Genomic DNA, 21,457 nt, shown 5'->3' with positions numbered 1-21,457 from the left:
GAGAAACGATGATACTTGGCCGTTTCCGTGTTACAACGTCTGCCAGACATTGTGGGCGCGAACTATACGGCTGAGGTCTAGCCTTGTAAACCCCTGATGGCGAAAAATAATTCGCATGAAAGCTGCCGTCCGGCAGCGATTCGCGCTTCAATAGAAAAAGGGCGTTCTGCCTCTATAAATGAATGAAAGGTGACATCTCTTAATGGCCGATTGGCAATCCCTCGATCCCGAGGCCGCTCGTGAAGCGGAAAAGTACGAAAACCCTATTCCCAGCCGTGAGCTGATTCTTCAGCATCTCGGCGAACGTGGCTCGCCAGCTGCCCGTGAAGAGCTGGTGGAAGAGTTCGGGCTGGAGTCCGACGAAGATATCGAAGCGCTGCGTCGCCGCCTGCGTGCGATGGAGCGAGACGGCCAGCTGATCTACACCCGGCGCGGCACCTATGCCCCGGTGGACAAGCTGGACCTGGTCTGCGGGCGCGTCAGCGGCCATCGTGACGGTTTTGGTTTCCTCATCCCCGATGATGGCAGCGACGACCTGTTCCTCAGCCCGGCGCAGATGCGCCTGGTGTTCGATGGTGACCGCTGCCTGGCGCGTGTCGCGGGCCTCGATCGCCGTGGGCGCCGCGAAGGCGCCATCGTCGAGGTGATCAGCCGCGCGCACGAGAGCATCGTGGGCCGTTATCACATCGAGAGCGATGTCGGTTTCGTCGTTCCGGACAACCCCAAGATTCAGCAGGAAGTGCTGGTCACGCCCGGGCGGGCACTGGATGCCAAGCCGGGTCAGTTCGTCGAGGTGAAGATCACTCACTGGCCGACGCAGCGCTTCCAGCCGCAGGGCGATATCGTCGAGGTGATCGGCAACTACATGGCGCCGGGCATGGAGATCGACGTCGCGCTGCGCAGCTTCGATATTCCGCACGTATGGCCCGAGGCGGTGCTCAAGGAGGCTGCGCGGCTCAAGCCCGAGGTGGAGGAAAAGGACAAGCACAAGCGCGTCGACCTGCGCCATCTGCCGTTCGTCACCATCGACGGCGAGGATGCTCGCGACTTCGACGATGCGGTCTACTGCGAGAAGCCGGGCGGCTGGAAGCTGCTGACCGGCGGGTTCCGTCTGTATGTGGCCATTGCCGATGTGTCGCACTATGTGAAGGTGGACTCGGCGCTCGACAAGGAAGCTGTGGTCCGCGGCAACTCGGTGTACTTCCCCGAGCGCGTGGTGCCGATGCTGCCCGAGGAGCTGTCCAACGGCCTCTGCTCGCTGAATCCCCATGTCGATCGTCTGGCCATGGTCTGCGAGATCACCCTGAGCAAGTCGGGGAAGATGACCGACTACCAGTTCTACGAAGCGGTGATCCACTCCCATGCACGGCTGACCTACAACAAGGTCAGCGCGATGCTGGAGCAGCCCAAGTCTGCCGAAGGCAAGCGGCTGAGCGCCGAGTGCGCCGAAGTGCTACCGCACCTCAAGCAGCTCTATTCGCTTTATAAGGTGCTGCTCAAGGCGCGCCATACCCGCGGTGCGATCGATTTCGAGACTCAGGAAACCCGCATCGTCTTCGGTGCCGATCGCAAGATCGCCGAGATCAAGCCCACCGAGCGCAACGATGCGCACAAGCTGATCGAGGAGTGCATGCTCTGCGCCAACGTCGCCACCGCGGCGTTCCTGCAGAAGCATGAGATTCCGGCGCTGTATCGCGTGCACGACGCACCGCCGCTGGAGCGTCAGGAGAAGCTGCGCGCCTTCCTCGGTGAGCTGGGGCTTTCCCTGCACAAGGGCAAGGAGGGGCCGACGCCCAAGGATTACCAGGCGCTGCTGGAGAAGATCCAGGGGCGCCCGGATTTTCATGTGATCCAGACGGTAATGCTGCGTTCGCTGAGCCAGGCGGTCTACAGTGCCGAGAACCATGGTCACTTCGGTCTGAACTACGAAGCCTACGCACACTTCACTTCGCCGATCCGGCGCTATCCGGACCTGCTGGTGCATCGCGCCATCCGCAGCGTCATCCGGTCCCGGCGCGACACACCGCACGTGCGGCGTGAAGGCGCCCCGAGCATGCCCAAGGCGCGCATCTACCCGTATGACGAGGCGGCGCTGGAGCAACTGGGCGAACAGTGTTCGATGACCGAGCGGCGCGCCGACGAGGCCACCCGCGACGTGGTCAACTGGCTCAAGTGCGAGTTCATGAAGGATCGCGTCGGCGAGACCTTCCCGGGTGTGATCACCGCGGTGACCGGCTTCGGCCTGTTCGTCGAGCTGACCGACATCTACGTGGAAGGGCTGGTGCACGTCACGGCGATGCCGGGCGACTACTACCACTTCGACCCGCTGCATCATCGCCTCTCCGGCGAGCGCAGCGGGCGCAGTTTCCGCCTTGGCGATAGCGTCGAGGTTCGCGTTATGCGCGTCGATCTGGACGAGCGCAAGATCGATTTCGAGCTGACCGCTGGCGGCACCAAGGCCTCCGGCCAGCGTGACGGCGCAGAGCGTGGCCGCGAACCGGGCAACGCCGACATTCGCAAGAGCCGCGAGCTGAAGAAGGCATTGATTGCCGAAGCCAAGGTTGGTGGCAGGAAGGGCAAGTCCGACAAGGCAGGCGGCAGCAAGTCCCGGTCCGGCACATCCAAGGCAAAATCCGCTGCGAAGTCGACGAGCAAGCCTTCAGCCTCCAGCAGTGGTTCCCGAAAGCGCAAGGCCAAGTCATGAGTCAGCTGGAAAAGATCTATGGCCTGCACGCCGTGGAGGCGTTGCTGCGGCATCATCCCAAGCGCGTCAAGCAGGTCTGGCTGGCTGAAGGCCGGGGCGATCCCCGTGCTCAGGTGCTGATCGAGCTGGCCGCGCAGGCGCGCGTCAGTGTCGGCCAATGCGAGCGTCGCGAGATGGATGCCTGGGTCGAGGGCGTGCACCAGGGTGTGGTGGCCGAGGTCAGCCCCAGCCAGGTGTGGGGTGAGGCGATGCTCGACGAGCTGCTCGATCGCGCCGAGGGGCCGCCCCTGTTGCTGGTGCTCGATGGGGTGACCGACCCGCACAACCTCGGCGCCTGCCTGCGTACGGCCGATGCGGCCGGTGCGCTGGCGGTGATCGTGCCGAAGGACAAGTCCGCCACTCTCAATGCCACGGTGCGTAAGGTCGCCTGCGGTGCTGCCGAGGTCATTCCGCTGGTGGCGGTGACCAATCTGGCGCGGACTCTGGAGAAGCTGCAGCAAAAGGGCCTTTGGATCGTGGGCACCGCCGGCGAAGCCGAGCAGTCACTCTACGAGCAGGATCTCACCGGTCCAATCGTCCTGGTCATGGGGGCGGAAGGTCGCGGCATGCGCCGGTTGACCCGCGAGCACTGCGACTATCTGGTGCGTCTGCCGATGGCGGGTAGCGTCAGCAGTCTGAATGTCTCGGTTGCCACCGGCGTCTGCCTGTTCGAGGCGCTGCGTCAGCGCGGCCTTGGCCAACCGGCTCGTTAGCGCCAGGCGACGCATGTACTGAAACCGATCGGTCTTTTTGTGGTCAATCGCTGTCCCAGGCCCGCCGGATAGCGGCTGTTCGATTTTTTCGCTTGAGAGCCCCGGAGTGCTGCCGGGGTCTCGCTGAGTTCGTTACGCGGCGTCAGGCTCGTACCATGGAGGTTGTATGCAGCAGCGCCCGTCTTTCGAGAGTCTGTTCCGGCTGTCGCCGAACGCCTATGTTCTGCTCGATCGCGATCTGGTCATCCTCGATGCCAACGCGGCTTACCTGGCCCTGACCGGCCGCAGGCTGGAGGAGATCCAGGGGCAGCGCCTTCACGAAGCGTTCGCAGCAGACCCGCTCAGCCCCGAGACGACTCGTGTGCAGGAGCTGCTCGACTCCTTTGCTCGTGTGCTCAGCCGCAAGGCGGTCGATACGCTGCCGGTTATCCGTTATTCCATTGCACGCCATACGCCGCTTGGCCCCGTCTACGAGGATCGCTACTGGAGTGCCACGCACACTCCGATCCTCGATGAGCAGGGTGAAGTCGTGGCCATACTGCAGCACACCTCCGACATCACCGAGCTGCAGGCCATGAAGGATTCGCTGAAGCAGGTTGCCGGGCATCAGCCTGTGCAGCAGCTCGAACAAGGCGTCATGTCCCGCGCCAGGCTGCTGCAATCCGAGGGCGAGCAGTTGCGGCGGCTCTTCGCCCAGGCGCCTGGATTCGTCTGTTTCCTGCGCGGGCCGAATCACGTCTACGAACTGGTCAACGATGCTTACCGAGATGTGACCGGGCATCGCCAGCTGCTGGGTAAGGCGGTTCGCGAGGGCCTGCCCGAAGTTGTCGACCAGGGGCTGATCGACCTGCTGGACGAGGTCTACCGCACGGGTCGATCCTACATCGGCAAGCGCGTGTCGCTGTTTCTCAAGCGCCAAGCGGACCGGGAGCCGGAAGAGACGATCCTGGACTTCGTGCTGCAGCCGATCATCGAGAACGAGGGCAACGTCACCGGCATCTTCGTGCAGGGGCAGGATGTAACCGAGCAGCAGCGCAACGAAACGGAATTGCAGCGCTATCGTGAGCATCTCGAGGAGCTGGTACGCGAGCGGACCCAGGCGCTCGAGCAGAGCGAGGCGGAGCGGCAGGTCGCCGAACAGGCCCTGCAACAGGCTCAGCGCCTTGAGGCGGTGGGCAAGCTGACAGGCGGTATCGCCCATGACTTCAACAACATGCTGCAGATCATCGGAGGCAACCTGCAGCTTTTGCGTCGCAGCCTCGGCAACGATGAAACGGCTGCAAGACGTCTGAACTCGGCGGTCAGTGGGGTCGAGAAGGGCGCGCGCCTTGCCTCGCAGCTGCTGGCATTCGCCAGCCGCCAGCCGCTGCTGCCCCGGCAGGTGTATCTGCCCGATCTGCTGGAGCAGATGCATGAGTTGCTCGATGGCGCTCTCGGGTCTGCGGTGCAGGTTGAATTGGATGTCGTAGGTCGGCCCTGGCCGGTCTTTGTCGATGTCGGAAACCTGCAGAGCGTGGTGCTGAACCTGGCGGCCAACGCGCGTGACGCGATGGCCGGGCGCGGCCGGTTGGTGCTGCGTCTTGAGAATCGCTCGCTGAATGACGAAGCGTTGGAGCAGCCTGGGGATTATGTACTGCTCAGCGTCATCGACCAGGGCAGTGGTATGAGTGACGAGGTTCGAGCCCGGGCGTTCGAGCCCTTTTTTACCACCAAGCAGGAGAGCAACGCGTCGGGTCTCGGCTTGAGCATGGTCTACGGATTCGTCAAGCAGAGTGGCGGTTTCGTGACGCTGGGCAGCGGTGACAACGGTGGTGCGGCGGTGCATGTTCATCTGCCGCGCAGTGCGGGCGAGAACGCAGAGTCCGACGCCGTCAGCGAGCGCGAGCGCGAGCCCGCGCAGCCGGAGTCGGACGGCTCGTTGACCGTCGACGATGCAGGACTGAGGATTCTGTTCGTCGAGGACGATCCCACGTTGCGCATGCTGACCGGGGAGGTCTTGACGGAGCTTGGCCATCGGGTCGAGGTCAGCGAGACGGCTGAGGAGGCGCTGGGATTCCTGGATCGGCAGCCGTTCGATGTGCTGCTTACCGATGTCGGTTTGGCAGGAATGAGTGGAATCGACCTCGCGCGCCAGGCTGGCGCCCGTCATCCTGAGCTTGCGCTGGTGATTGCCTCGGGGTATGCCGTCAGTCCTGCCGAGGTGGGGATCGATCGACTGCGCACGATGATCAAGCCCTACGATATCCATCAGGTTCGCGAGCTGCTCGACGCGATTCGTAGCGAAAGGGCTGCGGCAAGCCGCTAACCTGCTCGGGCTGGTCAAATAATCACCAGCTTGCCTTGCGCCACCGCCGGCCCTTCTCTAGAATGGCGCCCCTTGCCTGGATGGCAGGCGTTTGCGCGCCTTTCTACAGGCAAGAAAACAAGTCATTCACTCCTTGCCTGACCGCATCGTCGGCAGGCTGCAACCCGTAAGGAGCAGTTATGCGTCATTACGAAATCATCTTTCTGGTTCACCCGGACCAGAGCGAGCAGGTCGGCGGCATGGTGGAGCGTTACACCAAGCTGATCGAAGAAGACGGTGGCAAGATCCATCGCCTGGAAGACTGGGGCCGTCGTCAGCTGGCTTATGCCATCAACAACGTGCACAAGGCTCACTACGTGATGCTGAACGTCGAGTGCAGCGGCAAGGCTCTGGCCGAGCTGGAAGACAACTTCCGCTACAACGACGCTGTCATCCGCAACCTGATCATTCGTCGCGACGAGGCCGTGACCGAGCAGTCCGAAATGCTCAAGGCCGAGGAAAACCGTAGCGAGCGCCGCGAGCGTCGTGATCGCCCTGAAAACACTGACGGCTCCAACGAGAGCGACAGTGACAGCAGCGATAACAACGCTGACGAGTAATCCACGGATCTATTGAGGAGCCTATTTCATGGCACGTTTTTTCCGTCGTCGTAAGTTCTGCCGTTTCACCGCCGAAGGCGTGAAAGAGATCGATTACAAGGATCTCAACACCCTGAAGGCCTACATCTCCGAGACCGGCAAGATCGTTCCTAGCCGTATCACCGGAACCAAGGCACGTTATCAGCGTCAGCTGGCCACCGCTATCAAGCGCGCCCGCTACCTGGCCCTGCTGCCCTACACCGACAGCCACGGCCGTTGATCCGGCTGGTCGACAGAAGTAAAGGATAGATCGCATGCGCGCCCTGGCTGAGTTCATCATGCGCGGCCGCATGCAGGCCATCTTCGTGGTGGCCGGTGCAGCGGCACTGCCCATGCTGTTCTGGCTGAGTGCTGCCGCGGGCAGTCTCGTGCTGTTGCGGCGCGGTCTGAACGATGCATTGAGTGTGCTGGTGTGGGCCGTGATACCGGCCCTGGCCTGGTGGTACTTCGGCGATCCGCGGACCCTGCTGGTATTGCTGGGTACGCTGGGCTTGGCCCTGGTACTGCGCGGTCAGGCGTCATGGGTGCGGGTGATGTTAAGCAGCGTGGGCCTGGGACTGCTGTATGTCTGGGCGCTCGGTGCGGTATTCGGCGAGCCGATCGCGGCGTTGGCTGGTGAGCTGCAGAAGGTATTGCCCGATGCGTTGTCGGGTGCCTACGAGCAGCTGTCGGTGGAAGAGCGTGGTCGGTTTGAGGCGCTGCTGATACCGGTGCTGACCGGCCTGCTGGCTGCGCTGCTGCAAATCGTCACCCTGCTGAGCCTGATGCTTGGGCGCTACTGGCAAGCCGCGCTGTACAACCCGGGCGGTTTCGGCAGCGAGTTTCGAGCGCTGCGGTTTCCGCCGCTACTGGCGACACTGCTGTTGCTGGGCATGCTGCTGGGGCCGAATCTCGGTGCGCAGTTGGCCGTACTGACGCCCCTGTGCAGCGTGCCGCTGGTGTTTGCCGGTCTCGCACTGATGCACGGGTTGGTCGCTCAAGGGCGCTTGCCGCGGTTCTGGCTGGTGGGGCTGTACGTCACGCTGGTGCTGTTCATGCAGTTGATTTATCCGCTACTGGCCGTTTTGGCCATTGTCGACAGTCTGTTTGATTTTCGTGGTCGCGCGGCCGGCAAGAACGGCGCGGGACCTGCGAACGGTGAAGGTTAAAAGTTAAGAGGTAAGACTCAAATGGAAGTCATCCTGCTGGAAAAGATCGCCAACCTGGGCAACCTGGGCGACAAGGTAAACGTCAAGGCCGGTTACGGCCGTAACTACCTGCTGCCGCAAGGCAAGGCTACCGCTGCGACCCCGGCCAACATCGCCGAGTTCGAAGCCCGCCGCGCCGAGCTGGAAAAAGCGGCTGCCGAGAAGAAGGCTTCTGCCGAAACTCGCGCTGCTCAGCTGGCCGAACTGGAAGTCACCATCACCGCTACCGCGGGCGATGAGGGCAAGCTGTTCGGTTCCATCGGCACTGCCGACATCGCCGATGCCCTGACCGCCTCCGGCGTCGAAGTGGCCAAGAGCGAAGTTCGTCTGCCGAACGGCACCATTCGCCAGACCGGCGAATACGACGTGGCTGTGCACCTGCACACCGACGTCGAAGCGACCGTCAAGCTGATCGTCGTAGCCGGCTAAGCCGTCGTCTGGCACCGCTGGTGCCTGACGAGTAACATCGGGCACGTTTCCGCGCGAGTGGAACGTGCCCTTTGTTTTTTCCGTAGTTTCGAATTTCGAGTGCCATGAACGACATCAGTGTCCCCCAGCAATACGATCTGGAAACCGCCGCGCTCAAGGTGCCGCCACACTCCATCGAGGCTGAGCAGGCGGTGCTTGGCGGTCTGATGCTGGACAACAATGCCTGGGAGCGCGTGCTCGACCAGGTCTCCGACGGTGATTTCTATCGTCACGATCATCGCCTCATCTTCCGCGCCATCTTCGCCCTGGCCGAACGCAACTCGCCGTTTGACGTGGTCACCCTGTCCGAGCAGCTGGACAAGGAGGGGCACCTGTCCCAGGTCGGCGGTCTGGCCTATCTTGGCGAGCTGGCGAAGAACACGCCGTCGGTGGCGAACATCAAGGCCTACGCGCAGATCATTCGCGAGCGCGCCACGCTGCGCCAGCTGATCGGCATCAGCAACGAAATCGCTGACAGCGCCTATGCTCCGCAGGGCCGCACCGGCGAGGAAATCCTCGATGAAGCCGAGCGGCTGATCTTCCAGATCGCCGAAGCGCGTCCGAAGACCGGCGGCCCGGTCGGCATCAACGACATCCTGGTCAAGGCCATCGATCGCATCGACACGCTGTTCAACGCCGGCGAGGCGATCACAGGCCTGTCCACCGGCTTCACCGATCTGGATGAAGCCACCAGCGGCCTGCAGCCGGCCGACCTGATCATCGTTGCCGGCCGTCCGTCGATGGGCAAGACCACCTTCGCCATGAACCTGGTGGAGAATGCCGTGCTGCGTACCGACAAGGCGGTGCTGGTGTTCTCGCTGGAGATGCCCGCCGACTCCATCGTCATTCGTATGCTCGCTTCGCTCGGGCGCATCGACCAGACCAAGGTGCGGGCCGGTAAGCTCGATGATGACGACTGGCCGCGGCTGACCTCGGCGGTGAATCTGCTCAATGACCGCAAGCTGTTCATCGACGATACCGCCGGCATCAGCCCATCGGAGATGCGTGCGCGCACACGGCGCCTGGCTCGCGAGCACGGTGAGATCGCCATGATCATGGTCGACTACCTGCAGCTGATGCAGATTCCTGGCTCCAGCGGTGACAGCCGGGTCAACGAGATTTCCGAGATCTCGCGCTCGCTGAAAGGCCTGGCGAAGGAGTTCAATTGCCCGGTGATCGCCCTGTCTCAGCTCAACCGCTCGCTGGAGCAGCGACCCAACAAGCGCCCGGTGAACTCCGACCTTCGTGAATCGGGGGCAATCGAGCAGGACGCGGACATCATCATGTTCGTCTACCGCGACGAGGTGTATCACCCGGAAACCGAGTACAAGGGCGTCGCCGAGATCATCATCGGCAAGCAACGGAACGGTCCGATCGGCACCACCCGGCTGGCGTTCCTCGGCAAGTACTCGCGCTTCGAGAACCTCGCGCCGGGCAGCTATCAGTTCGACGACGAGTAGTCGGCCGTCTCGCCAAGCGGCGGCGGAGGGCGTCGTCCATGCCCCTCGCCAAGCTCCGCTCTGCAAGGTCGTGCCGAGCGGAGTAAGATTCCTGCCTCACCCGCCGTTGTACAGGAACAGCCCCATGCGTCCGCTGGTTGCCACGGTCGATCTGACCGCGCTTCGCCACAACTATCTGCTCGCCAAGCAATGCGCACCACAGCGCAAGGCCTTCGCCGTGGTCAAGGCCAACGCCTATGGGCATGGCGCACCGGAGGCGGTGGCGGCATTGCGCGAAATTGCCGATGGTTTCGCCGTGGCCTGCCTGGAAGAGGCAGAGGTGATCCGTGGCTGCGCACCCGACGCGCGCATCCTGCTGCTGGAGGGCTGCTTCGAGCCATCCGAGTACCAACGAGCGGCTGAGCTGGGGCTGGACATCGCTGTTCAGGACGAGCGCCAGGCCGACTGGCTGCTGGCTGCCGAGCTGGTGCGCCCGCTGAACGTCTGGCTCAAGCTGGACTCGGGCATGCACCGGCTGGGCTTCGGCGTGGACGGCCTGCGCGAGTGTCACGCGCGGCTCAAGGGCGCGGCCCAGGTCGGCGAACTCAATCTGATCAGTCACTTCGCCTGTGCCGACGAGCGTGGCCACGCCCTGACCGACACCCAGCTGGAGCGCTACGCAGAGCTGCTGGAGCTCTCGTTCGACAACTGCTCGCTGGCCAATTCCGCCGCCGTACTGACCCTGCCGCAGGCGCATATGGCCTGGATCCGGCCTGGCATCATGCTCTACGGTGCGACGCCGTTCGCCGAGCTGAGCGCCCGGGAGCTTGGACTGAAACCTGTGATGACGCTGACCGGCGCGCTGATCGCGGTGCGCGACGTGCCGGTGGGTGAAAGCGTTGGCTACGGTGCGAGCTGGGTGGCGCAGCGTCCTTCGCGTATCGGCACCGTCAGCTGCGGCTATGCCGATGGTTATCCGCGTACCGCGCCTTCCGGCACCTCGGTGGTGATCCATGGGCAGCGCGTGCCGCTGGCCGGGCGGGTGTCGATGGACATGCTCGCCGTGGACCTGACCGACTTGCCGCAGGCGCAGCTTGGCGACGCGGTGGAGCTGTGGGGGACGCAGATGCCCATTGACGAGCTCGCCCAGGCCTGCGGCACCATCGGCTACGAGCTGCTGACCAAGGTGACCGGGCGCGTGCCGCGCCGCTATATCGGCTGATCGGCCGGCGTGCGCCCGTCCTGCTGGACCCAGCTCGCTCGGCCCTGCTGCTTGGCGCGATAGAGCGCCTCGTCAGCGGCCTTGTAGAGTCGGGCGAATTCGTCGGCATGCTGCGGAAAGAACGCGGCACCGACGCTCACGGTCACCGCCAGGCTGGTGCCCCGGTAGCGCACCGGTAGCGACAGCTCGTGCAGCAGCCGTTCGGCGACCTGGCCGGCGTCCTGCTCGACGTTCGGCCCGGTCAGCAGTATTGCGAACTCATCCCCACCCAGCCGGGCCGCCATGTCGCTGCTGCGCACCAGGCCGCGCAGTCGCTGGCCCAGCGTGCGCAACAGAAGATCACCGGCATCATGGCCGTGACCGTCGTTGATCGGCTTGAAGTGATCCAGATCGATCAGCAGCAGAGCGATCGACTCACCGCGCCGCGCTGCCTCGGCCATGGCCGCTTCGACCCGCTCGATGAGGTAGCGCCGGTTGGGCAGCTCGGTCAGCGGGTCGTGGAAGGCGGCCCGTTTGAGTTCGATTTCCCGTTCGCTGAGGTCGCGGTTGGCCTGCGCCAGCTCGGCGGTACGCGCCTCCACCGCCAGGCTGAGTTGTTCGGCGCTGGCCTGGACCTGCTTCAGCCGGGCGGACTTCTCCCGGTCGGCGTGTTCCAGTGCCGCCGCGCGCTCCTGCTTGAGTATCTGGATGCGCGAGGCCAGGGCGAAAGAGAACAGGATGGACTCGGCCGCCACCGCCAGCGGAAAGACGTAGCCGCTCCAGGCCGCCGGTTGGATCACGCCGGTGGCGCGCAACAACAGCAGGTTGACGCTGCCCAGGATCACGCCGAAGCCGCAGAGGTAGAGCAGGGCGGGAAAGTAGCCCTGGCGCCAGCGGCGGAACGAGGCCCACAGCGACGCCGGGATCGCAGTCAGAGCCAGCACGACGAAGACCCAGGCGCCGAACGCACGCAACCCGGAGAAGTTGAGCAGTACGGCCGTGATATAGAGGCACAAGGCAAAGGTCAGCAGGCGGTGGGCCCAGGGCACGAAACGGCGGGTCTGCAGCAGGGTCTGGGTGAAGCGGCAGGCGCTGAAACCCCAGAGCGCCGGGATGCTGATGCGATCCAGCCAGAAGGGCACCGGTCCGTTCGGCCAGAGGTACTGAAAGCCATGTCCGGTCATGCCCAGAATCATCAGCAGCGCGCCGCTGGTGGTCATCACGTACCAGAAATAGGCGGTATCGCGCAGGCTGAGGAAGATGAACAGGTTGTATAGCAGCATGGCCAGGATCAGGCCATAGATCAGGCCGAGAAACAGGTTCTCGCCCACTGCCTGCTCCTGCAAGGCGTCGAGCTGCCAAACCTTGAGCGGAAAGGAGTTGCCGGCCGGGTCGTAGCTGCGCAGGTAAAAGGTCAGCGGGCGCTGGTCGCTCAGGTCGGGAAGGCGGAACAGCATGCGCCGGTAGGGATGGTCGCGCCCTTCATGGAAGCCGACCAGCTCGCCGGACTGGCGCTCGTGCCAGCCACCCTCACCGTCCGGCAAATATAGGCGCAGGTCCTTCAGCGTTACCGAGCCGACCTCCAGCCACCAATGCGCCGGCGCGTCGCTGGTCCGCTGTAGCGTGACCTTGACCCACCAGGGGTGCGGACTCTGGCCGACGCTGGCCTTGCCTTGCGCCGGCTGAAAGCGCGCCAGTACTTCGGCGCGCTGCAGATCGGTCACCTGTAGCTCGGCGCCGGGGTCCATCAGCAATTCCACATGGGCATTCAGACTTCGGCCGCTGTCATGCGCGCCGATCACGGCTGTATCGGCATGGGCGGGCAAGAGCGTGCCAAGGCACAGCAGCAGGGCGAGGAGGACGTGCACCAGGATCTCCCGGGCTCGATACGTGGATCGGGTGGCGCGAGTATAGCGGGAGACGAAAGCGCAGCGCGCGCCTGTCGGCAAGGCCGATAAAGACCCTGCACAGTGGTCGGGCTTGGTTATTTTTTGTGCTATATTCCGCGCCCGTTTTCGTTGCCCCGGTTTTCCGCCATGCACGCCGTCAAGCCACTGTTCGACTATCCCAAGTACTGGGCCGAGTGTTTCGGTCCGGCGCCGTTCCTGCCGATGAGCAGGGAGGAGATGGATCAGCTCGGCTGGGACTCGTGCGACATCATCATCGTCACCGGTGATGCCTATGTCGACCACCCGTCCTTCGGCATGGCGATCATCGGCCGTTTGCTCGAGGCCCAGGGCTTTCGCGTCGGCATCATCAGCCAGCCTGACTGGCAGAGCAAAGACGACTTCATGAAGCTCGGCGAGCCGAATCTGTTCTTTGGCGTCGCTGCCGGCAATATGGACTCGATGATCAATCGCTACACCGCCGATCGCAAGGTGCGTTCCGACGACGCCTATACCGCGGGCGGCCTGGCCGGTAAGCGTCCGGATCGCGCCAGCCTGGTCTACAGCCAGCGCTGCAAGGAGGCCTACAAGCACGTGCCGGTGGTGCTTGGCGGCATCGAGGCCTCGCTGCGCCGTATCGCCCATTACGACTACTGGTCGGACAAGGTGCGCCGCTCGATTCTGATGGATGCCACGGCCGACATCCTGCTCTACGGCAACGCCGAGCGGGCCATCGTCGAGGTGGCGCAGCGTCTGGCCCGTGGCGAGTCGATCGAGGCCATTACCGATGTGCGCGGCACCGCGTTTATCCGCAAGGACACGCCCGAAGGCTGGTTCGAGATCGATTCCACGCGCATTGACCGGCCGGGCAAGATCGACAAGATCATCAACCCCTACGTCAATACCCAGGACCTTTCTGCCTGCGCCATCGAGAAGGAAAAGGGCCCGCAGGACGACCCGAACGAGGCCAAGCCGGTCGAGCTGCTGCCGCATCCGAAGCTGGAACGCGACCGTACCGTCATCCGCCTGCCGTCCTTCGAGAAGGTCCGCAACGATCCGGCGCTGTATGCCCACGCCAACCGGGTGCTGCACCTGGAAACCAATCCTGGTAACGCCCGCGCGCTGGTGCAGCGCCACGATGATCGCGAGCTGTGGCTCAACCCGCCGCCGATCCCGCTGACCACCGAGGAAATGGACTACGTGTTCGCCGCGCCCTACGCGCGCGTGCCGCACCCGGCGTACAACGGGGCGAAGATCCCCGCCTACGAGATGATTCGTTTCTCGGTAAACATCATGCGCGGCTGCTTCGGTGGCTGCACCTTCTGCTCGATCACCGAGCACGAGGGGCGCATCATCCAGAGCCGTTCCCACGAGTCGATCCTGCACGAGATCGAGGAGATGAAGAACGTGCCGGGCTTCACCGGCGTGGTCTCCGATCTCGGCGGGCCGACCGCCAACATGTACCGCCTGGCCTGCAAGAGCCACGACATCGAGAAGCACTGCCGCAAGCCATCCTGCGTGTTCCCCGGCATCTGCGAGAACCTCGATACCGACCACAGCTCGCTGATCGAGCTGTACCGCAAGGCACGTGCACTGCCGGGCGTGAAGAAGATCCTGATCGCCTCCGGCCTGCGCTACGACCTCGCCGTGGAGTCGCCGGAGTACGTTAAGGAGCTGGTCACCCACCATGTCGGCGGTTACCTGAAGATTGCGCCGGAGCACACCGAGCGTGGTCCGCTGGACAAGATGATGAAGCCGGGCATCGGCACCTATGACCGCTTCAAGCGCATGTTCGAGAAGTACTCGAAAGAGGCGGGCAAGGAGCAGTACCTGATCCCGTACTTCATTGCCGCGCATCCGGGCACCACCGACGAGGACATGCTCAACCTGGCCCTGTGGCTCAAGGCCAACGGCTTCCGCGCCGATCAGGTACAGGCGTTCTACCCGTCGCCGATGGCCTCGGCCACCGCCATGTACCACACCGGCAAGAACCCGCTGCGCAAGGTGACCTACAAGAGCGAAGGCGTCACCGTGGTCAAGAGCGAGGAGCAGCGTCGTCTGCACAAGGCTTTCCTGCGTTATCACGATCCGAAGGGCTGGCCGCTCTTGCGCGAGGCGCTGATCCGCATGGGCCGCGCCGACCTGATTGGCAGCGGCAAGCACCAGCTGATCCCGGCACACCAGCCAGCCACCGAGGGTTACCAGAGCGCGCGACGCAAGAACTCCACGCCGGTCGGCAGCAAGAAGGCCGGGCAGGGCGGCAAGATCCTCACCCAGCACAACGGCTTGCCGCCGCGCAGCCACGACGGCAACGCCTGGGACAAGCGCGAGCAGGCCAAGGCCGCCGCCGAGGCCCGGCGCAAGGCGCAGAAGAGCGGCAAACCGGCTGGCAAGGGTGGCAAGCCGCAGCGCCCGGTTGCACCCCGTTAGCGGTAGCGGTTCTTCGGCATAGGAAAACGGAGCGCCAGGCTCCGTTTTCTTTTTTAGAACCTGAACGCCTGGGTCGCACGATCCAGTTCGCTGCCCAGCTGTAGCATCTGCGCACTCTGCTCACGGCCCCGGCTGATGTGGTTCAGGTTGGCGTCGCCCAGTTGGTGGATGCGTTCGCTGTGCCCGCGAATCTCGCCCACCGCCTCGCCCTGTTGCGCGGTCGCCTGGGCGATCTGTTCGGCCATGCGACTGATGGTGGCGATGGTCGAAACGATCTCGTCCAGCGCCTGATCGGCACTCTGGGCGAGACTCGCGGTGCTTTCGGCATGCTCGACCTGGCTGCGCATCGCCTCGACCGATTGCCGTGCGGCCTGCTGCAGGCGGCCGATCAGCTGTTGGATCTCCTCGGTGGCGCCGCTGGTGCGCTGCGCCAGCGAGCGAACCTCGTCGGCCACCACTGCGAATCCGCGGCCATGCCCGCCGGCGCGGGCGGCCTCGATAGCAGCGTTCAGCGCGAGCAGATTGGTCTGCTCGGCGATGGCGCGGATCACCGTCAGCACGTTGCCGATGGTGGTGGTCTCGTCGGCGAGGCGCTCGATGGCAGCGGCATTGTCCTGCACTTCGCTGACCAGACCATGCAGGCCGGTCAGGCTCTGGCCGATCACCTGCTGGCCGTGCTGCACCGCCCGGGCGGCGGCGCGACTCGCTTCAGCCGCTTCTCCAGCGCCATCGGCCACCTGTTGGATGGTCGCTTCCAGCTCGCCCAGCGAATCGCGAATCTGCGCCGTATCGCCGGTCTGGCGCTGGGCTCCGTCATGCAGATCGCTGCTCATCTCATCGAGGTTGCGGCTGCTGGCTGCAACCTGGGTCGCCTGCTGGCGCAGCGTTCCAACCAGCTCCAGCAGGTAGCTGCGCAGGCGGTTGAGCGAGGTCTCGATGTCGGTGATTTCAGTTATTTTCGTCTCGATGCGCACCGCGCTGGCGAAGTCGCCCTTCGCCCAGCTGGAGAGGGCCGGCACCAGTTGGCCAAGGGCGCGGGTCAGCTGGCGTTGCAGGCGGTCGATCGCCAGGGCGATAAGCAGTATCAGCGCGATGATGCCCACCTGTATCAGGCGCACCTCGCCCTGGATGCGGCTGTGCTCGGCGCGCACGGCGGGCTCCAGTTCGGCCAGTGCCTGCTCGACGCTGGCGATCTTCTGCGTGCTGCTGTCGAGCAACGCGCGGCGTTGGCGGATCAACTCGCGGGTGCGTTGCAGCTCGGCAGGGTAGCGCTTGATCAAGCTTGCGAGCTCGCGCTTGAGGGCGATGCCACGGTCTTCGCTGTGTTGGTCCGCGGCCCCGCCCAGCTCCAGCAGTGCGGCGAAACTGCTGGCGGCCGACTGCGTAGCGGCCTCGACGCCCAGCAAGGGCAGGGCCTCGAGCTTTGCGGCTTCCTGCTCCAGGTTGTGCAGCACCTGCTCCACCTCGCCAGCCAGATCATCGCGACCGCTGCTCACCAGCTTGCCCCGGGCGTGCCCCAGGCGCTGCAGCTGTTGGGCGGCTGCGAACAGCGGGCCCTGATACGCCTGTGCGCTCGGATGGCTGGCCTGGCTCCGGTATTCGTCCAGCTGCGAAAGGACACCGCTCAGCTCCCGTTCCGCCTGCAATAGCAGGCCTTGCGGGTCGCCTGCCAGCTTGCCGGCTGCAAGCAGGTCATCGGCACTGAAGCGGTTCAGTTCCTCTAGGCCGGGGCGAAGCTGATCTGCCAGTTCGCCGGGCAGTTGGCCGATGTCCTGCTCCAGCTCGACGAGGGCCTGCTGCGCCTGGGCATGGCGCAGGGCGTCGCCGCTGCCGAGGTAGGCGTGGATGTTCTCCGCGACCTGATGCTGGAACTGCTGGGACAGCCCCAGGTAGCGCGCCATCAGCAGGTAGGGACGCTCCAGCGCTCGCTCCGACCACCAGAGCGTGGCTCCGAGCGCCAGGCAGACTGCTACAAGCAACAGGGTATTGAGAGTAGTGAGCGACTTCAGGCGCATCCTCGCCTCGCATACTGGATCGAGAGGCCTGAAAGGTATGGCAATTTAATGTCAGTCTTGTGACAGCGTTACCCGGGCCACTCCCCCGGGTGTTGCCGGCGAGCCCTGTCTCAGTAGCGTTCGACGCGGTTGCGACCACCGTGCTTGGCTCGATAGAGCGCTTCGTCCGCCTGCTGAGTGAGTGTCTTGACCTCGGCATCCGCGGTCAGCTCGGTCACGCCGCAGCTGAAAGTGCAGCTCAGGTCCTCCGGTTGCGCGGGGAAGTGGATCTCGGCGAAGCGCTGGCGGATATCGTCGAGTACCTTGCAGGCCGCGCTGGCGGGCGTGTCGGGCAGCACAACGGCGAACTCCTCACCACCGTAACGACCGATGTGATCGGTCTTGCGCAGGCGTTGCTTGAGAAACAGCGCGAGGCTCTTGATGACACGGTCGCCCATGGGGTGGCCGAAGGTGTCGTTGACGCGCTTGAAGTGATCGATGTCGAGCATCGCGAAACTGAGCGGACGGTCGTCGCGCCGGGCGCGGAAACGCGCGTCCTCGAGCAGTTGCAAGCTGTGGGTGTGGTTGTACAGGCCGGTCAGGCTGTCGCGCACGATGCGTGCCTTCAGGCTTCGCGCGCGGGTGGCGCGGGTGCGCACGGTAGCGATCAAGTGGCTTGGCTTGATCGGCTTGGTGAGAAAGTCGTCGCCGCCTTCGCCCATGGCGTCGAGCTGCTTGTCCAGATCGTCCTCGGCGGACAGGTAGATGATCGGGACGCTGACATAGCGCTCATGCTGGCGAATCACCTTGGCCAGTTCGGTACCCAGGCATTCGGGCATGTACATGTCGAGAATGATCAGGTCGGGCTGGAACTCGGCCAACGCGCCAATCGCCTGGATCGGCTCCAGCAGGGTGTGGGTGACGATGCCAGCGTTGTTCAGTACGCGCTCGGTATGCGTTGCCTGGGCTCGGGAATCGTCGACGATCAATACGCGGATCGGTTCGTAATGTGCCGTGCGGGTGAATATCTCGATCTTCTCCAGCAGACTGCTGGCATCCAGGGTGCCGGTGAAGAACTCCAGACCGCCGGCACGAACGGCGGCGAGCCGGGTCGGCGTATCCGTTTCGCAGTGGCTGAAGAACAGCAACGGCAGCTTCGCCTCGAGTCCCTGCTGGATTTGCTCGGCCAGCCGCAGGCCTTCGCCTGGGCCGTTGAAATCGACTTCCATGACGATGGCGGAAGGGTGGCGGCGATGCATGGCGGCGCGAAACGCCGCGACATTGCCGAACGCCTGCGCAGACATACTGAAGAAGTCCAGCTGACGCACCAGATGCTCAGCGCGCTCCTGATCCTGCAGTGCGATGTACACCGGTTTGCTCAAGGGTGGCAGGAAGGACTGGTTGTGCGGGTCGTTATGGCGCAGGCCGGTCCGCGCCAGGCGGTAGATCAGCTGGCTGAGCGTAGAAATGGTGCTGCTGGACAGGCGGCCGCGGTTGTCCCTGATGTCGCCGAGGCAATCCTCGATGTTCAGCGCCAGCTCGGCATGCTCGGTCTGCTCGAAGCGGTCGGCAAATCGCCGAAGGCGGGAGGTCGCTTCGGTAAGGGCCGTATGGTAGCCATCGTTCCATTCGCTGCGCTGCAGTTGCTGCCAGACTTCGAGCACCTCGCGAGCCTGATGAATGACCCGTTGGGCAAAGTGCTGCTTGAGTTCTTCCTGATCCGACATGACGAAATTCCTGTGCACCCGGTGCGCTGCCTCGGTGCTTTGTAGTGGCGGCATGCTATCACCGCCCGTGCGCTTTGGAAGTGCGGCGCGCGGTAGTGGTTCTCAATTTGACACTGAGCACGGCGGGACGCTGCGTTATAGTAAGAAAACTCTCCGCAACGCCCCCGGCTACCTGCGGTCGAACTCCCGAATCCGCGAGAAGGACACATAACACATGTTGGACTGGAAGAATCGCTTCGCCCGTATCGGTCGCACGAACGGCTCGGCCGGGACCGCCCGTCAGGGTGGTAACCCGCTTCTACTGGTCCTCGCCGCTCTGGTGGGCCTCTACTTGCTGGTGACCTTGCTCGTGGGCTGGTACTGGAGCCGCGAGCCCGACCTGTTCCCTGTACAGCAGCATGCGCGCCAGAGCGCCGAGGCGGCACAGCTGCAGCTGGTCAGCGGCTACACCACGGTCGAAACGCTCAAGCGGGTGGCCAGCACGTTGCTGGACAAGCCCGGCGGTTATCTGAGCAACGATATTGCGCCGCCTGGACTGTGGCTGGACAACATGCCGAGCTGGGAGTACGGCGTGCTGGTGCAGGTTCGCGACCTGGCGCGTGCGTTGCGCAAGGACTTCGCTCGCTCGCAATCGCAGTCGACCGAGGATCCGGACCTGGCCAAGGCCGAGCCGCTGTTCAATTTCGACAACCGCAGCTGGACGCTGCCGGCGTCGGAATCCGAGTACCGCAACGGCATTCGCGCGCTCGATCGCTATCTGGCACGGCTGAGCGATCCGGCGCCAAAGGCCTTGTTCTATACCCGCGCCGATAATCTGAACAACTGGCTGGGCGACGCGGCGACGCGACTGGGCTCGCTGTCCCAACGTCTCTCGGCTTCCGTCGGCCGCGTGCGGCTGGACACCGATATCGCACCGGAACAGGAGCGGGCCGGCATCGTGCCGCAGGTCAAGGAACAGGTGGTGGAGACCCCCTGGATGCAGATCGATAACGTCTTCTTCGAGGCGCGCGGCCAGGCCTGGGCGCTTTCGCATCTGCTGCGGGCGATCGAGGTGGATTTCGCCGACGTACTGGCCAAGAAGAACGCCACGATCAGCGTACGGCAGATCATTCGCGAGCTGGAGGCGGCGCAGGAGCCGCTGTGGAGTCCGATGGTGCTAAATGGCAGCGGCTACGGCGTGCTGGCCAATCACTCGCTGGTGATGGCCAACTACATCTCCCGCGCCAACGCGGCGATCATCGATCTGCGCAACCTGCTGTCGCAGGGGTAAGGTGAGCTACAAGCGGTAAGCGGTAAGCGGCAAGCTTCAGGTGAGCGTCGTGTCTGACTGATTCGACGCTGACTTGGGCTTGGGTTCAATCCAGGCCGAGCTTTTTCAGCCGGTAGCGCATCGAGCGGAAGGTCAGGCCAAGCCGCTGGGCTGCCGCGGTGCGGTTCCAGCGGGTTTCCTCAAGGGCCTGCATGATCAGCTTGCGCTCGATCTCTTCCAGGTGGTCTTCCAGGTTAGCGATCTGCGCCAGACTGGCTTCGCCGTTCTCCGACAGACCCGGGCTGTCGGCTAGACGCAGGTCGCCGGCCTTGATCTCGTCGTCTTCACAGAGCGTGTAAGCCCGCTCGAGCATGTTCTCCAGTTCGCGCACGTTGCCCGGGAAACGATAGTTTTCCAGCTTCGCCAGGGCATCAGGATGCAGCCGGGCACTGCTGTCGCCGCATTCCTGTGCCAGCCGGCGCAGCATGGCATCGGCGAGCAGGCCGATGTCTTCACGGCGCTCGCGTAGTGGCGGCACACGCAGTTCGATGACGTTCAGTCGGTAATACAGGTCCTGGCGGAAGCGGCCTGCGGCCACTTCGCTGGCCAGATCCTTGTGGGTGGCACAGAGGATGCGGACGTCTACCATTACTTCCTGCGCACCGCCGACCGCGCGTACGGCCTTTTCCTGGATGGCGCGCAGCAGCTTGACCTGCATCGGCAGCGGCAGGTCGGCCACTTCGTCGAGGAACAGCGTGCCGCCATTGGCCGCCTGGAACAGTCCGGGTTTGTCCTCGATGGCGCCACTGAAGCTGCCCTTCTTGTGGCCGAAGAATTCGCTTTCCATCAGTTCCGAAGGGATCGCGCCGCAGTTGACCGGGACGAAGGGCTTGTCGCTGCGTGGGCCCTGTTCGTGGATCAGGCGGGCCACCAGTTCCTTGCCGCTGCCCGATTCGCCGCTGATATAGACCGGTGCCTGGCTGCGGGCGAGCTTGCCGATCTGCTTGCGCAGGACCTTCATCGGCGGCGAACTGCCGAGCAGGCGATTGTCCACTGGCGATTCGGCCGCCGGTGCGCGCAGCCGTAAGGCGGTGCTGACGAGTTCGCGAAGGCGGTTGAGGTCCACAGGCTTGGTCAGAAAATCGAAAGCGCCGGCCTTCAGGGCGCCAATGGCTGTGTCGAGACTGCCATAGGCGGTGATCATCGCGACCGGCAGTTGTGGATGCTGCTGCTGGATGTACTGCACCAGATCCAAGCCGCTGCCGTCGGGCAGGCGCATGTCGGTCAGGCACAGATCATAGTGCTCGCGTGCCAGGCACTCGCGCGCTTCCTTGAGGTTGCGGGCGCTGCGGGTATCGAGCTTCATGCGCCCGAGGGTGATCTCCAGCAACTCGCGGATATCGGGCTCGTCATCGATGATCAGTGCTTTCTGGCGCGCGGTCATGGTCTTGCTCTTGATTCGTGAAGCGGGTATCCC

The 21,457-nt window shown here is 64.0% G+C and carries 15 protein-coding genes; 11 read left to right on the top strand and 4 right to left on the bottom strand.

Annotated features, from left to right (window positions below):
* Positions 1 to 202 precede the first annotated feature (202 nt).
* The 9 genes from rnr to alr all read left to right on the top strand — a co-directional run bounded on the left by rnr (position 203) and on the right by alr (position 10,715).
* Positions 203 to 2,704, top strand: coding sequence for a ribonuclease R (rnr, locus tag NAO55_RS08725; RefSeq protein ID WP_102838695.1), 2,502 nt, complete (start codon positions 203 to 205; stop codon positions 2,702 to 2,704).
* On the top strand, positions 2,701 to 3,456 hold the full coding sequence (rlmB, locus tag NAO55_RS08720; protein ID WP_063541871.1) for a 23S rRNA (guanosine(2251)-2'-O)-methyltransferase RlmB: 756 nt from the start codon (positions 2,701 to 2,703) through the stop codon (positions 3,454 to 3,456). Before rnr ends, rlmB begins: the two co-directional genes overlap by 4 nt.
* Positions 3,457 to 3,622: 166 nt before the next feature.
* Positions 3,623 to 5,761, top strand: coding sequence for a PAS domain-containing protein (locus tag NAO55_RS08715; protein WP_102838694.1), 2,139 nt, complete (start codon positions 3,623 to 3,625; stop codon positions 5,759 to 5,761).
* Positions 5,762 to 5,940: 179 nt separating this feature from the next.
* On the top strand, positions 5,941 to 6,360 hold the full coding sequence (rpsF, locus tag NAO55_RS08710; RefSeq protein ID WP_063541875.1) for a 30S ribosomal protein S6: 420 nt from the start codon (positions 5,941 to 5,943) through the stop codon (positions 6,358 to 6,360).
* Positions 6,361 to 6,388: 28 nt separating this feature from the next.
* On the top strand, positions 6,389 to 6,619 hold the full coding sequence (gene rpsR, locus NAO55_RS08705; protein WP_003283112.1) for a 30S ribosomal protein S18: 231 nt from the start codon (positions 6,389 to 6,391) through the stop codon (positions 6,617 to 6,619).
* A gap of 34 nt (positions 6,620 to 6,653) precedes the next feature.
* Entirely contained in the window at positions 6,654 to 7,547 is an 894-nt protein-coding gene (locus NAO55_RS08700) for a hypothetical protein (protein ID WP_102838693.1), read from the top strand.
* Positions 7,548 to 7,568: 21 nt separating this feature from the next.
* Entirely contained in the window at positions 7,569 to 8,015 is a 447-nt protein-coding gene (gene rplI / locus NAO55_RS08695; protein WP_011914672.1) for a 50S ribosomal protein L9, read from the top strand.
* A gap of 104 nt (positions 8,016 to 8,119) precedes the next feature.
* A complete protein-coding gene (dnaB, locus tag NAO55_RS08690) occupies positions 8,120 to 9,514 on the top strand; it encodes a replicative DNA helicase (protein WP_102838692.1) in 1,395 nt (464 codons plus the stop codon).
* Between the two features lie 124 nt (positions 9,515 to 9,638).
* Entirely contained in the window at positions 9,639 to 10,715 is a 1,077-nt protein-coding gene (alr, locus tag NAO55_RS08685; protein ID WP_102838691.1) for an alanine racemase, read from the top strand.
* Here the strand turns inward: alr and NAO55_RS08680 are convergent.
* The gene (locus NAO55_RS08680) at positions 10,703 to 12,562 is read right to left on the bottom strand and encodes a diguanylate cyclase domain-containing protein (protein WP_102838690.1); all 1,860 of its coding nucleotides are present in this window, start codon (positions 12,560 to 12,562) and stop codon (positions 10,703 to 10,705) included. The two genes, alr and NAO55_RS08680, sit on opposite strands and share 13 nt — an antisense overlap.
* 168 nt (positions 12,563 to 12,730) lie before the next feature.
* Between NAO55_RS08680 and NAO55_RS08675 the strand changes: the two genes are divergently transcribed.
* Positions 12,731 to 15,010, top strand: coding sequence for a YgiQ family radical SAM protein (locus NAO55_RS08675; protein WP_102838689.1), 2,280 nt, complete (start codon positions 12,731 to 12,733; stop codon positions 15,008 to 15,010).
* 53 nt (positions 15,011 to 15,063) lie between these two features.
* Here the strand turns inward: NAO55_RS08675 and NAO55_RS08670 are convergent, their stop codons facing one another.
* A complete protein-coding gene (locus NAO55_RS08670; RefSeq protein ID WP_102838688.1) occupies positions 15,064 to 17,025 on the bottom strand; it encodes a methyl-accepting chemotaxis protein in 1,962 nt (653 codons plus the stop codon).
* 110 nt (positions 17,026 to 17,135) lie between these two features.
* Complete coding sequence (locus NAO55_RS08665) at positions 17,136 to 18,731, bottom strand: response regulator (RefSeq protein WP_102838687.1); 1,596 nt, start codon at positions 18,729 to 18,731, stop codon at positions 17,136 to 17,138.
* Positions 18,732 to 18,945: 214 nt separating this feature from the next.
* On the opposite strand from NAO55_RS08665, the gene NAO55_RS08660 reads away from it, so the two are divergent.
* Positions 18,946 to 20,001 (top strand): DUF2333 family protein, encoded by a 1,056-nt coding sequence (locus NAO55_RS08660; RefSeq protein ID WP_063541891.1) that lies wholly within the window; start codon positions 18,946 to 18,948, stop codon positions 19,999 to 20,001.
* An 85-nt stretch (positions 20,002 to 20,086) separates the two neighbouring features.
* On the opposite strand, the gene NAO55_RS08655 is transcribed toward NAO55_RS08660, so the two are convergent.
* Entirely contained in the window at positions 20,087 to 21,424 is a 1,338-nt protein-coding gene (locus NAO55_RS08655; protein ID WP_102838686.1) for a sigma-54-dependent transcriptional regulator, read from the bottom strand.
* Positions 21,425 to 21,457: the final 33 nt, after the last annotated feature.

The organism is Stutzerimonas frequens (genome assembly GCF_024448335.1).
Classification (GTDB): domain Bacteria; phylum Pseudomonadota; class Gammaproteobacteria; order Pseudomonadales; family Pseudomonadaceae; genus Stutzerimonas; species Stutzerimonas frequens.
This window is presented reverse-complemented; position numbering and strand designations above follow the sequence as displayed.

Coding starts and splice junctions, on each gene's coding strand:
- rnr (WP_102838695.1), top strand. CDS start 203: ATGGCCGATTGGCAATCCCTCGATCCCGAGGCCGCTCGTGAAGCGGAA.
- rlmB (WP_063541871.1), top strand. CDS start 2,701: ATGAGTCAGCTGGAAAAGATCTATGGCCTGCACGCCGTGGAGGCGTTG.
- NAO55_RS08715 (WP_102838694.1), top strand. CDS start 3,623: ATGCAGCAGCGCCCGTCTTTCGAGAGTCTGTTCCGGCTGTCGCCGAAC.
- rpsF (WP_063541875.1), top strand. CDS start 5,941: ATGCGTCATTACGAAATCATCTTTCTGGTTCACCCGGACCAGAGCGAG.
- rpsR (WP_003283112.1), top strand. CDS start 6,389: ATGGCACGTTTTTTCCGTCGTCGTAAGTTCTGCCGTTTCACCGCCGAA.
- NAO55_RS08700 (WP_102838693.1), top strand. CDS start 6,654: ATGCGCGCCCTGGCTGAGTTCATCATGCGCGGCCGCATGCAGGCCATC.
- rplI (WP_011914672.1), top strand. CDS start 7,569: ATGGAAGTCATCCTGCTGGAAAAGATCGCCAACCTGGGCAACCTGGGC.
- dnaB (WP_102838692.1), top strand. CDS start 8,120: ATGAACGACATCAGTGTCCCCCAGCAATACGATCTGGAAACCGCCGCG.
- alr (WP_102838691.1), top strand. CDS start 9,639: ATGCGTCCGCTGGTTGCCACGGTCGATCTGACCGCGCTTCGCCACAAC.
- NAO55_RS08675 (WP_102838689.1), top strand. CDS start 12,731: ATGCACGCCGTCAAGCCACTGTTCGACTATCCCAAGTACTGGGCCGAG.
- NAO55_RS08670 (WP_102838688.1), bottom strand. CDS start 17,025: ATGCGCCTGAAGTCGCTCACTACTCTCAATACCCTGTTGCTTGTAGCA.
- NAO55_RS08665 (WP_102838687.1), bottom strand. CDS start 18,731: ATGTCGGATCAGGAAGAACTCAAGCAGCACTTTGCCCAACGGGTCATT.
- NAO55_RS08660 (WP_063541891.1), top strand. CDS start 18,946: ATGTTGGACTGGAAGAATCGCTTCGCCCGTATCGGTCGCACGAACGGC.
- NAO55_RS08655 (WP_102838686.1), bottom strand. CDS start 21,424: ATGACCGCGCGCCAGAAAGCACTGATCATCGATGACGAGCCCGATATC.